Genomic DNA, 12688 nt, shown 5'->3' with positions numbered 1-12688 from the left:
CGACGTGACCGAACTCCGCAGGTATACCACCGAAGACGTGCCGTCGATCAGGCAGATGCTGATCGACGTGCACGCCGACGCATTCGCCGGCCAGATGGACGACGATTTCCACCGACGCTTCCCATGGTTTGTTGATCAATGGGGTGGGCGCAAAGACTTCGCCTGCGTAGTCGGATACGAAGCTGAAGAGCCGGTCGGCTACGCCTACGGTGCTCCTGCGACAGAAGGGCGGGAGTGGTGGCGTGAATTCATGCCTGCACCGGCCGATCCGGCTACATTCTCTCTTTCTGAATTGATGGTCCGGCCGAGGTGGCGTAAGAAGGGCATCGCCGAGCTTCTGCACCGGGCCCTGCTGGACGGTCGATCGGAAGCGATGGTGGCGCTGTCGGTGGACACGGCTCACCCTCGTGTCCAGGCGCTCTACGAGTCGTGGGGTTATCGGAAGGTGGGAGAGTCGAGGCCCTTCGCCGACTCCCCGCTGTACGCGATGATGGTCGCCGACCTTCCACTGACCTCTCGGCCGGCCAAGGCCTGATCTCTCACCGCCCGAGCCGAGCGAGGATTTTCCTCTCCTTCTCCGGCGCGATCCCGTGATCGAGCCAACGCGGATGTTCTATTGGGATACCACCCTGGCGCAGCCAGTCCCAGGTGTCCGCGACAGTGTCGGCGAGCGGCCGGCAGGTGAGGCCCGCCGTCTGAGCCCGTTCGGACGAGACGCGCCAGACGCCGGCGTTCGTCCGCCACAGGGGCAGTTCCGTCCACTGCTGAACGCGTTCGTTGGTGAGAACGTCATCGGGTGCCCAGACGAGGTGGCCTCCTGAGCCAGTGACGTTCAGACATGACTCCAGGAGCGTTCTCATGGTGTCCCGACCGAGAGGAGCGACCACGTTGTACGTTCCCGCACCAACCGTTGTGGCCTGATCCAAGGCGAAGCTGGCGACATCTCTCACATCTACAGGCTGGATGCTCTTGTCCGGGTCGCCGGGCGCGAGTATCGCTCCGCCCTGGGCGGCGCGATTCAACCACCAGGGCAGGCGGCCTACGTATTCACCCGGGCCCAGGATGACGCCGGGGCGCAGAATTGACACACGTTCAGCCCCGAAGGCGGCCTGAACGGCCCGCTCCGCACCGGCTTTCTGGCGGCCGTAGTACCAGTCGGGGCCATCCCAATCTTCTGGAAGTCGCCCGTAGTCAATGTCGGCGTCGGCAGGCCCGTCCAGGACCTCCGAGTTTTCCGTCAGTGGCTCGTCCGGCCAGCCCTTGTAAGCATTCACGGTGGAGATGTATACGTAACGTCCCGTCACGGGTGCCAGGCATTTCGCACCTGCGAGGACATCGCGCGGCGCCAGTTCGGACGCAGACGTGTCGACCACCATGTCCCAGGGGCCAGACCTGGACTTGGCAAGCCGTGCGAGATCAGCGGCGACCGTGCGATCTCCGTGTATCTCCCGGACACCGTCGGCAGCTACACCGGACCTGCCCCGGTTGAAGGCGGACACCGTCCAGCCCCGGGCAACCGCCTCCTCCGTGACCGCTTTGCCCAAGAACCAAGTCCCGCCCAGCACAAGAACGTTCATGCGTACGATCTTCCCCGCCCGCAAGCTGTTGGCGCCAGGCGGGAGAAGGAGGCGCGCGCTCGCCGGGTGTCCGTCAAGGCCGTCACGTTCGACCCGCTGGGCCGCGTACACCACCAGCGCCGCCGTGCTCGGCGACGCGTTGGTACCCCTAGTAGGGGCGATGAGGGCCGGTCGGTCCCCTGATTGAGGGCGGGGTGTGGATCTAGTTGTGACCCCTGGTAGGGGCGATGAGGGACCCGTCGAGGTGCCTCTGCCCGTACGGCCGGACGTGGTGTTGTGACCCCTCGTAGGGGCGATGAGGGACCCGGATTCATGTGGCGGTCTCTCGCCGCGCACTACTCGTTGTGACCCCTCGTAGGGGCGATGAGGGACCGCGCGCCGCTCGGTAACGAGGTCGGACAGGGCGTAGTTGTGACCCCTGGTAGGGGCGATGAGGGACACTCGCCGGGCCCGAGCATGGTGTGCTTGTCCACCAGTTGTGACCCCTGGTAGGGGCGATGAGGGACCATCCAGGCCGCAGCCGAGAAGTACCTCGCCCAGATGTTGTGACCCCTGGTAGGGGCGATGAGGGACCGCGGCGTACCGGGCGTCGGCCAACTGCTTCTCGGCGTTGTGACCCCTGGTAGGGGCGATGAGGGACGAGCGGCGGCGGCCCGCTTGTAGTCGCCGCTGTGGTGTTGTGACCCCTGGTAGGGGCGATGAGGGACCGCGGCGACGAACTATTCGGTGCAGTCAACGGCGCGGTTGTGACCCCTGGTAGGGGCGATGAGGGACGCGTCAGTTCAACACCATATGGACGGCGCTGAGTAAGTTGTGACCCCTGGTAGGGGCGATGAGGGACCGCCTCGTACGCCTGCTGAGGCACCACGCCGTTGCGTTGTGACCCCTGGTAGGGGCGATGAGGGACCCGTGGTGTTCTTCCACAACCAGGCCAACGTGGTGTTGTGACCCCTGGTAGGGGCGATGAGGGACGGTCCGGCTACCAGGGATGGGCCGGAAACACTCCCTAGTTGTGACCCCTGGTAGGGGCGATGAGGGACCCGCCCGCCGTGACGGCAGGGGCGCCGAGACCATCCCGTTGTGACCCCTGGTAGGGGCGATGAGGGACTGCTCGACGTCGCCGGACAGACCCAGGAGATGCGCAGGTTGTGACCCCTGGTAGGGGCGATGAGGGACCCCATGGGGTGAAGAAAGGGGACCGCCACATGCTCGCGTTGTGACCCCTGGTAGGGGCGATGAGGGACGATCACGAGCACCACCCGCACATCGTCCGCGCTGCTGTTGTGACCCCTGGTAGGGGCGATGAGGGACTGCGTCTCCGTCGTCTGGTCCACCACCAACATCGGGTTGTGACCCCTGGTTGGGGCGATGAGGGACGCGTGAAGCCCACCAGCACCATCACCACAGCGCTCGCGTTGTGACCCCTGGTAGGGGCGATGAGGGACCTCATGTATGCGGCCATCAGGCGGCCTCCTCGACCTTGTTGTGACCCCTGGTAGGGGCGATGAGGGACCTGGCACAGCATCGGACGAGTGAAGTCGTCACGAACGTTGTGACCCCTGGTAGGGGCGATGAGGGACCCGACCTACGGACGGCACCGCAAGGCCAGCGCCACGTTGTGACCCCTGGTAGGGGCGATGAGGGACCGGACCGCGACCCCGCGACCGGCCTTACGGTCGTCGCGTTGTGACCCCTGGTAGGGGCGATGAGGGACCGCCGTGGACGACCTGGTGTGGACGCCGGTGCCCGGGTTGTGACCCCTGGTAGGGGCGATGAGGGACCGTACACCGCCACCGACTCACGCATGCCGTTCGCCCTGTTGTGACCCCTGGTAGGGGCGATGAGGGACTCGGCCGTCATCCATGCCGGCCCGGGCGGCTCCACGGGTTGTGACCCCTGGTAGGGGCGATGAGGGACCAGGCAGCTGTCAGACCAGGGCGGCGGCACGGAAGAGTTGTGACCCCTCGTAGGGGCGATGAGGGACCGCCGTTACCCGTGTGACGTGCACCCCGGTGGACATGTTGTGACCCCTCGTAGGGGCGATGAGGGACGCAGACCGACATCACGGCCGTCCGGGTCTACGCGTAGTTGTGACCCCTCGTAGGGGCGATGAGGGACACCGGTCTCGGCGAGGGTCCGCAGGATCGTGACCGCGTTGTGACCCCTCGTAGGGGCGATGAGGGACCGCGGTCGTCGGCCGCGATGGGAAACTCACCGCCCGGTTGTGACCCCTCGTAGGGGCGATGAGGGACCCGGGGAGCTGAGGCCGCGGGCCCGCATCTTCTTCTTGTTGTGACCCCTCGTAGGGGCGATGAGGGACTTGCTCTCCGGGGCGGTCGTATCAGCCTCGTCGTCATGTTGTGACCCCTCGTAGGGGCGATGAGGGACTTGAGGCGGCGGGCCCGCCGGACCGCCTGCGCGTCATGTTGTGACCCCTCGTAGGGGCGATGAGGGACCCGCGCACGCCGCCGCCATCGGCCGGGCCGTCCTCGCGTTGTGACCCCTCGTAGGGGCGATGAGGGACCGGACCGGGTGAACCGCCCATGGGACTGGAGGAGGAGTTGTGACCCCTCGTAGGGGCGATGAGGGACCGGGCGACCGCGGCCGATACCGGCACCTCCGCGGCAAGTTGTGACCCCTCGTAGGGGCGATGAGGGACCCGTGGGCATCGAGCGCTCCGCGAGGCGGCTCCTAGTTGTGACCCCTCGTAGGGGCGATGAGGGACTCCCAGTCGCTGTCCTGGAGGCCCTTGATCAGGTCGCGTTGTGACCCCTCGTAGGGGCGATGAGGGACCGGCCGCGGTCCGAGCAGCGAAACGCCCCGCTCTTCATGTTGTGACCCCTCGTAGGGGCGATGAGGGACCCCAGGGTAAAGCCGCAGTTCGCAGCGGCTTCCGCAGGGTGGTGGTGGAGGGTTTTTGCAGTGGACCTCCGGTCGTGCGTGCCGGCCCGGTGTGGCGCTGAAAAACCGTGGTGGCCGGCGCCTGACGGACCGGAGGCTCGTAGGTTCACAGGATACCGCTCGGTGCCGGCTCCACCGCGCCCCATTCCAGGCGCCGGGGCGAGGCACCGGGCGGGAACGAGTAGACGAGGACGCTGTCGTAGCCCAGGTCGAGGACGTTCTCGACATCGGCCTGGAAACGGCGGAGCTGGGCATCACTCAGCCGGCCCTCGAAGACGCTGCGCTGGACATGGTGAAGGTATTTGCGGCAGGTCCGCAGAATCTTCGGGTTCCGCTCGGCGAGAGTGTCGTACACGACCACCACGTACATGCCGCACCTACCACCAGATACGGAAAGGCTTGTACACAGAGCCTTCCAGACAGTGATGGGTCAGAGCCAGAGCGTCCAGGTACAGCAACTCGTCATAGGCAACATTCCGCCCCAAAGTACGGTGAGCGACGGTCACGAAGTTGAGCTTCGCGGCGCCGAGGTCGACCGGCGGGTTGCGGTGTAGGACGTGTCGTGAACTCGCCGAACTGCACGGCTGTACTGAGGTACTTGATGTGGACGCCACCGACGTCCTCGTAGCCGATCACGGGATTCGGCCGCAGAGTAGCGGAGGGGTCCGCGGGGCATGGTGATGTCGGCCCTGCGGGCGGGTTCGCCTACGAAGCGTTGAGGATGTTCTCGGCAAGGGTTGCTTCCTTCTGGGGTGGCTGTCACTGGAAGCTGCCACCGGCAAGGAACGGCCGGGTGGGGACCGCACGGAACCCTGAGAGGGGAAATGCCTCCACAGCCCCGGCTACGGCCCGGTGCGGACGGTAGAGGGTGCCAGTGGGGTGAAAGCGTCCCCTTGGAGGGGCGATGAGGCTGACCAAGGGCGGCACCTAGCACCAAGCCAGACAATTGCGACCCCGTTCGACGTGCCAAGCACAACCATCCGGGAGCAAGGCTGTCAGCCTAACCGGCACGTGCTCGGTCGGTCCCGGTAGGGGTTCTGCCGTGAACCGAGCAAGGATCGACATGCTTCTGTCTTGTCTACCTTGTTGCTACTCCACGCTACTACCGGTTTGCAATCTGATGATCAGTCGGCTACGTTCGGCTCCACTTCGGGGTCAATGCCTGTAGCGCCGCCCTGGTGACACTCTCTCAGGGGGCACTGACAATGCCGCGCCTCACGTGTGTGACCTGCGATTTTCTCGTATCTACTGGAACGGAAGGGGGTGAGGCGGTGCGTTTACGAGTTGAGTTCCACACGGGGGCCCCGGAACTGCCGTGGAGGGACGTGCTGGCTCCCGGGCGGGCGCTCGCGTACGCCCTGTTGGAACAGAAGGCGCCGGTTTTGGGGGCGGCACTTCACCAGAAGGGCTGGGGGCCCTTCGGCATGGTGCCGTTCGGCTACGGCGCTCCGGTGTTCCCGGCTGCCAAGCGGCGACGTGGCGTGTACGCCGCTAACGGACCGGGCGTTGTCGAGTTGGGCAGCCCGCTGATGGACGTGGTGGAGGGCTGGGCCGCCGGGTTGAGCGGCATGCCGGTGCTGGCGTGGGGGGCCACGGCGTTCATCGTGGATCGGGTGGTGCCGGTGGAAGCGCCGGAGTTCGCCTCCGGGCGCGCGGTGTTCCGTACGGCAACCCCGGTGGTCACCAAGACGGTACTTCCACGCACCGAAGACGGTCGGCAGAACGGGTCGCCGTGGCGTCTGCCAGGGGAGCCGGAGTGGGATGTCTACGTGCAGAACAACCTGCGTCGGAAGGCGGAGACGCTCGGCCTGCCGCCCGACGTAGTGCTGGAGCGGGTGAGCTGGGTCGGCCCGAAGCGCTCCTTCGCCGTGGCCGGTGCAGCGGGCGGGGGCGGCAAGAAGCCCGGTGCCTGCGTGGAGGTCACGGTGACCGGCGCCCCGGAGACACTCTCCGCCATCGCCGACTGGGGGCTCGGCCAGGCCAACTCCGCTGGTATGGGGTGGATCGGTGCTTGAATACGAGGACTCGGCCACGCCCACCGTGAATCCGGCTGCACGCCCGGACCTCACCGTGGAGTTGACCGCCAGCCCACTTCAGAGGATCGGCGCCTTCGCCTTGGCCGTCCTGGCCTCAGCATCGTCTCCGGGCGAAATCACCCCGGACGGCCTCGTCCGGGCAGTCGACCGTATGACGACCGACCTGCTGGGCACGACCGGTTTGGCCAAGGCAGCAGAGCCCGGCGGCTTCTGGCTCAGTGCCAGCTACATGCTGTGGCCCAACTCGAAGATCAACCCGACGGCCCGGGCCAAGCAGAGCCCGGAGGAGCGGCGTCGGCAGATCAGGGCATGGCGGTCACCGGAGGCTGCATTCCAGCGGCTCGGCGTGCCGTGCGCGTACTGCGGACGGGAGGCGTGCGACTGGTACGGCAAGGTCGACATCCCGCTCGGCGCCAGCGTGGCACACCGCAACACCACTGCTCCCGAGCATCAGGGAACGCCCCTGTGCTACCCGTGCGTGGCGTGCCTCTGGGCGTTTCCGTACGGAGCCCGCCTGGCAGGCGGCCGGGCGGCGGTAATCCACTCCTGGGACGACGCCTTCCTCGGCCGGATCACACATTTGGCAGTGCAAGCCACACGCCAGGCCGCAGGGGCGAGTTCCGCCGCGAGGGGCACCAAACCAGGGCCGTACGAGAGAGAGTTGACGGTCCTCAGGGCAGTGCGCGGGTACGGGTATCGCCTCACAGCGCCCGTTGAGTTGATCGTGCTCTCCAACAGCAACAAAGAGCAGCTTCTGGTGACTCAGGAGATGGGCCAGCCGATCGCCGAGTGGCTGCGTTCGACCGTACGTAAGGCCAATCGCGCTGCGGGTTATGCCGCCTTGACTGCGACTCAGGCCACCAAGCAGGTCCCGGGCGAGGCATTCCTGGCCAAGCGTGTCTTCACACGGCCCGCTCAGGTGCTGGGCGCCGCGGTCGCTCACCTGCTGGCCCAGTCCGCCGCGGCTCAGGGCGTGATCCCGCCCGAGGTCCCGGCCCTCAGCCCGCTTCTGCGTTCCTACTGCAACGAGGTGCTCTCCATGGACGAGAAGGATGTCGAGCGGATCACGCAACTGGCGGCAAGGCTGGCCCTGCTGCTCGGCCGGGACAGCAGGCCCGGCCCGTTCCGCGACTTCATCCGCGCGAACAGCCGAGGCGGGAACCTGTACGGCTGGTTCCGCTCCAAGGCGGTGGACTGGCAACTCTTCCCCCGGCCCGAGGGCGCCGACCGAGTGCTGCTCCCCGTCCGCGACTATCGCCTGCTCTTCGAGGACGAGAGGTCCTGGTCCTGGCGCCGACTGCTCACCTTCGCGGTCCTTGAGGCGCTGGCCGAGGCCGGATGGGAACCGAAGGGCTCGACCGAGGAACTGCGTGAACTGAGGGACGACCTGGCGGAGTCCGCAGTCAATGACACCGAAGAGGGATGAGGGAGACGACGATGACATTCCTGGTGGGCCAGAGCATCCTGTCCATCAAGGCGGGTGCTCCGAACAACGGGCGCGGTGAGGACAACCGCGGCATGGTCAAGCAGTTCAAGAGCGGCGGTGACACGTACCCGTACGTTTCCGCTCAGGCCGCTCGCCGGTGGATGCGCGAGAGCCTGCCCGCTGGTGAGGCGACTTCGCCGGTGGTTCGCAGCGGCGAGGGCAAGAAGCAGCAGGCGTACACGGCGGGCCGCCCCGACCTCTATCTCGACGACGACCTGTTCGGCTACATGATCGCTGTCAAGGCGGACGAGGCAGGCGCGAAGAAGGGCGAGTCGAAGACGTTCATGCGCGACACCGTCCTCGCGACGGGCACCTTTGTGGCCGTAGTCCCCAGTACCCCGGTGATGGACTTCGGGACGATGAGCCGCGACTTCGAGCCCGGCACCCATCCGGTCATCCATGAGCACGAGATGTACACCGCTGACCTGGCCGGCGACCTGCTCCTGGACCTGCCCCGGGTCGGAACCTTCGAAGTAGGGGGCAAGACCACCAAGTCCGCTCTCCCCTCCGCGACAGCCGCTGACGTCGCGGAAGCGGGCGGTGTGAGCGTCACCGTGCGCGGGGTGGACTGCGTACGTCTGCCGATCGGCGAACGCCGCCGCCGGGTGGCCGTTCTGCTGCGCACGATCGCCGTGGTCAAGGGCGGCGCCAAGCAGTCCGCGCACTACGGTGATCGCACACCGGGCCTGATCATCCTGGCACCCATCAAGGGCGGCACCAACCCCTTCACGCGGGTGGTGCGCAACCGGCAGCGGGCCACGTACTTCGACAGCGAGATCCTCGCCGAGGAAATCAAGGCGTGGGAGGACGAACTGGACGGTCCTGTCCTCATCGGCTGGGCCCCGGGCTTCCTCGGCGACCAACGCGACCGCGCCACTACCGACCTCGCCACGTTGATCAAGGAAGAGAAGCTCGTAATCGGCCACCCCCGCACCATCCTCAACGATCTGGCCGACGACGTCGAACGCGGCGACCACGACGACTGGTTCGACGACGCCCCGGCTGCCTGACAACCCATCGGCGCAGCCTCATCGCCCCTCGAAGGGGACACACCTCGCCCTACCGAACGAACACCACTCGTTCGCCACCCGCAGTGAGGAAGTGCCCCCATGCCTCAAGCTCTGGAAATTACCGTCACCGCCCCGGTGGTCAGCTTCCGCAACCCCCTCTACGACGGGCTCCAGGTCGGCCTGCCCTGCCCGCCGCCCTCCACTGTCGGCGGCCTCCTCGCCGCAGCCGCCGGAGGCTGGGACCGGGTGCCCTCCACCACCCGCTTCGCCATGGCCTTCCACGCCGCCGGACACGGCACGGATCTGGAGACCTACCACCCGATCGCTGCCCCCGGCACCGAGACCAACACCACTATCAAGGACCGCGACTTTCTCGCCCGGACCACACTCACCGTCTGGCTCACCGACGACCTCGACCGGTGGGAGCGTGCGATCCGTCGCCCGGTCTGGCCGCTGCGCCTCGGCCGCAGCCAGGATCTCGTCGCCGCTCGCACGACCCGCGTCGAACTGCGTCCCGCCGCTGGCTTCCAGGGACGCGCTCTCGTCTCCGACACCCTGTCTGCCACCACAGGCACCCGCATGCGGCTGACCACCGCGGTATCGCACGATCGCTCCCGCACCCGCTGGGAGGGGTATCGCTACGCCGCCGACGGCTCATCCGCCCGCATCGACAGCGCGTTGGCAACCCCCACGGGGCAGGCGGTAGCCATGCTGCCGCCCACCCACCCCGACCAATTCCTCGCCGACTGAGCACCGGGAAGCCCCGTGCCACCGCTGCGGGCCAAGAGCCCCTCCCGCCCCGGACAGCCCGGGGAACTCCTCATCGACCACCTGCGCAATACCCTCATCGCCCTGGAGCAGATCCGAGCTCGTATCGGGAACATCCCGGGCGTCGCCGACGAATTCTGGACGTGGGCAGCTCTGGCTGCCCTCATGCACGATGCCGGCAAGCTGCCGCACGGCTTCCAGCGCATGGTCGGTAACACCGCTGAGAAGGCACAGCCCTGGCGTGAGCGTCACGAAGTCCTCTCCCTCGGCTTCGTCGAACACCTTCTGGCCCACCTGCCCGCCGAAGACCGCATGTGGATCGCCTGCGCCATCGCCGGACACCACCGCCCCTACTCCGGGCAGATGGCCCCCCGGGCACTCCTCGCCCAACTCGGCGACGACGACGCCGAAGACTTCTTCGAACGCTTCACTCCGGCCGATACCGGCCACCTCGTCGGCCTGCTGAACTGGCTGCACACCACCGCCAGCCACCACCGGCTTCCCATACGGCCCCACATCCCCGACATCGGCGTACGGGACCTCACGGACGCCGCCTTCACCGCGTTCACCCGCCTCATGGACCGCTGGGAATTCGCACTCGATGACGAAGACCCCGACGGCCGGACCGCCACCCTGCTCCTCGGGGCCGTCACCATGGCCGACCATCTCTCCTCGGCCCACTCGCCGCTCGACACCCTTCACCCCCTCCGCGCCGACTACCCCCATGCCCTGGCCAAACGGCTCGCCGCAGGCGGCCACGGTCTCCGACCGCAGCAGGAAGACGCCGCACACACCAGCGGCCACCTGCTGCTGCGGTCGTGGACCGGAAGTGGCAAGACCGAAGCAGTCCTCATGTGGTCCGTTCGGCAGACAGCCGAACTGGCCGTACTTCGCGGTGGCACGCCGCGCGTGTTCTATCTCCTGCCGTACCTCGCCAGCATCAACGCCATGACCAGCCGACTCGAATCCGAACTTGACGCACCCGGCCGCATCGGCGTCGCCCACTCCAAAGCCGCGTCCTACCACCTTGCCCGATCACTGGAAGACGGCTGCCCGACCAACGACGACCTCGGCCTCGACCTCTCCCAGGCCGCCGATGCGGCAGCCAAAGCCCACTCGCGGGCACAGGCAACCAAGAATTTCCGCGAACTCCTACGCGTCGGCACGCCGTACCAACTCCTGCGCGGATTTCTCGCCGGCCCCGCACACGCTGGCATCCTCACCGACAGCGTCAACTCCGTGTTCGTACTGGACGAACTGCACGCCTACGACGCACGCCGACTCGGCATGATCCTCGCAGCGATGCGTTTCTGGCACGACGCCGGCGGACGCATCGCTGTGATGTCCGCGACTCTTCCCGAGGCACTTGAATGCTTCATCCGCAGGACACTCGACAATCACATCACCCTCGTCGAACCAGCCGCGGACGCTCCCGCACCGGTACGCCACCAACTCCACCTGCGCGACGCCCACCTTACCGACGACGCGACGATGGACGAGATCCGAGCAGAACTCGCCGCAGACCGCTCCGTTCTGGCGGTGGCCAACAACGTCCGCGACGCCATCACCCTCTATCAGAATCTCGAACCGTTCTGCTCCGCTCTGCACGGAGAAGGCTCAGCCCATCTCCTGCACTCCCGTTACCGCCGTAAAGACCGGGACGCCATCGAAGCAGCCCTCCTCGCCCGCTTCGGCGTCAACCGTCCACGACGCCCCGGACTCCTTGTCGGCACCCAGGCCCTGGAGGTTTCCCTCGACCTCGACCTCGACGTCTGCCACACCTCCGCCGCCACCCTCGAAGCACTCTTCCAGCGCTTCGGCCGCGTCAACCGCCTCGCCGCCAGACCCCCTGCCCCCGTCATCGTCCACCAGGCCTCCTACACCACTCGCCGAGGCACCGGCGAGAAACTCTGGGCCGACGGCGTATACGACGCCGAACCCACTCAACTCGGATGGAACATCCTCACCCGCCACGACGGCCAGACCATCAACGAACAGACCGTCACCGACTGGCTCAACGAGGTCTACCGAAACGACTGGGGCACCCAGTGGCGAGCAGACGTCGAAACCAGCCTCACGCAGTTCAAGGAAGCCTTCCTCAAGTTCAACACCCCATTCGCCGACCGCTCCGAACTGGCCAAAGAATTCGACGCCCAGTTCGACGGAACAGAGGCGATCCTTCTTGCCGATCTACGTGATTACGAAGCTGCCCTAAAGCTGGGCAACGCCCACAAGTCCAGCCGCCTCCACGCCGACCAATACCTCATCCCCCTACCCCACTGGGCCGCCGGAAAGGGCCATTACGACAAACGCATGAACATCCGCATCATCGACGCAGAATACGACCCGAAACTCGGTCTCCAGGAAATCCACCACGACCACCGGCAGACCTACCAAGCAGGAGAAGTCCTGTGATCGGTTACGAGGACGTCGGCGGCGTCCACATCAAGTACCTGTACCACTGCCGCCGCCAGCTGTGGCTCTACCTGCGCGGCATCCGGCCCGAGCACCTCAACACAGCCGTGCAGCTCGGCGAAGCCGTCCACGACACGTCGTACACCCGCAACACACCCGTCGATCTGGGCGCGGCCAAGCTCGACTTCGTCGACGGCGGCCACTGGGTGCACGAGGTCAAGTCCTCCGGGCGGCCGAGCCCGGCCGACGAGGCCCAGGGCCGCCATTACTGCCAGCGGCTGCACCGCGTGGGCATCGATGCCCAGGGCGCGGTCCTCCACTATCCCAAGACCCGCCGTACCCAACGCTTCCCCTACACCCCCGAGGCCGCCCGTCAGGCCGACGAGGACATCCGCGACGCCCTGACCGTCGCACGCGCCCCGGCCTCCCCCGACCGCCTGGCTCGATCCGCCTGTCGGGGATGCAGCTACACCGACTACTGCTGGACGGAATGAG

Annotated in this window: 9 protein-coding genes and 1 CRISPR repeat array; of the genes, 7 read left to right on the top strand and 2 right to left on the bottom strand. The window is 66.8% G+C overall.

The annotated features are described in order from the left end of the window. The first annotated feature begins 55 nt into the window (after positions 1-55). Entirely contained in the window at positions 56-535 is a 480-nt protein-coding gene (locus tag OHA30_RS08760; protein WP_328917786.1) for a GNAT family N-acetyltransferase, read from the top strand. 4 nt (positions 536-539) lie between these two features. Here the strand turns inward: OHA30_RS08760 and OHA30_RS08755 are convergent, their stop codons facing one another. After that, positions 540-1577 carry an NAD-dependent epimerase/dehydratase family protein gene (locus OHA30_RS08755; RefSeq protein WP_328913243.1) on the bottom strand — a complete coding sequence of 346 codons (1038 nt, stop codon included), beginning with the start codon at positions 1575-1577 and terminating at the stop codon, positions 540-542. A 138-nt stretch (positions 1578-1715) separates the two neighbouring features. Beyond that, positions 1716-4439: a CRISPR direct-repeat array (repeat unit 31 nt; unit sequence GTTGTGACCCCTGGTAGGGGCGATGAGGGAC). Between the two features lie 145 nt (positions 4440-4584). Next, positions 4585-4848: a CRISPR-associated endonuclease Cas2 gene (cas2, locus tag OHA30_RS08750; protein WP_328913242.1), complete on the bottom strand. Its 264-nt coding sequence runs from the start codon at positions 4846-4848 to the stop codon at positions 4585-4587. A 955-nt stretch (positions 4849-5803) separates the two neighbouring features. On the opposite strand from cas2, the gene OHA30_RS08745 reads away from it, so the two are divergent. The 6 genes from OHA30_RS08745 (at position 5804) to OHA30_RS08720 (ending at position 12687) form a co-directional block, all read left to right on the top strand. Continuing rightward, positions 5804-6493 (top strand): CRISPR-associated endoribonuclease Cas6, encoded by a 690-nt coding sequence (locus OHA30_RS08745; RefSeq protein WP_328913241.1) that lies wholly within the window; start codon positions 5804-5806, stop codon positions 6491-6493. Next, the gene (locus OHA30_RS08740; protein ID WP_328913240.1) at positions 6486-7940 is read left to right on the top strand and encodes a hypothetical protein; all 1455 of its coding nucleotides are present in this window, start codon (positions 6486-6488) and stop codon (positions 7938-7940) included. The genes OHA30_RS08745 and OHA30_RS08740 overlap by 8 nt, the downstream gene beginning before the upstream one ends. An 11-nt stretch (positions 7941-7951) precedes the next feature. Next, the gene (cas7i, locus tag OHA30_RS08735) at positions 7952-9010 is read left to right on the top strand and encodes a type I-B CRISPR-associated protein Cas7/Cst2/DevR (protein ID WP_328913239.1); all 1059 of its coding nucleotides are present in this window, start codon (positions 7952-7954) and stop codon (positions 9008-9010) included. A gap of 99 nt (positions 9011-9109) precedes the next feature. Then, positions 9110-9760: a CRISPR-associated protein Cas5 gene (gene cas5, locus OHA30_RS08730; protein WP_328913238.1), complete on the top strand. Its 651-nt coding sequence runs from the start codon at positions 9110-9112 to the stop codon at positions 9758-9760. 15 nt (positions 9761-9775) lie between these two features. Further along, a complete protein-coding gene (gene cas3 / locus OHA30_RS08725; RefSeq protein ID WP_328913237.1) occupies positions 9776-12193 on the top strand; it encodes a CRISPR-associated helicase Cas3' in 2418 nt (805 codons plus the stop codon). Continuing rightward, complete coding sequence (locus tag OHA30_RS08720) at positions 12190-12687, top strand: CRISPR-associated protein Cas4 (protein ID WP_328913236.1); 498 nt, start codon at positions 12190-12192, stop codon at positions 12685-12687. Before cas3 ends, OHA30_RS08720 begins: the two co-directional genes overlap by 4 nt. The last annotated feature ends 1 nt before the right edge of the window (position 12688 follow it).

This window comes from Streptomyces sp. NBC_00223 (genome assembly GCF_036199905.1).
Taxonomy (GTDB): domain Bacteria; phylum Actinomycetota; class Actinomycetes; order Streptomycetales; family Streptomycetaceae; genus Actinacidiphila.
Note: the sequence above shows the minus strand (reverse complement) of the source record. Positions and strands in the feature narration are given on the sequence as shown.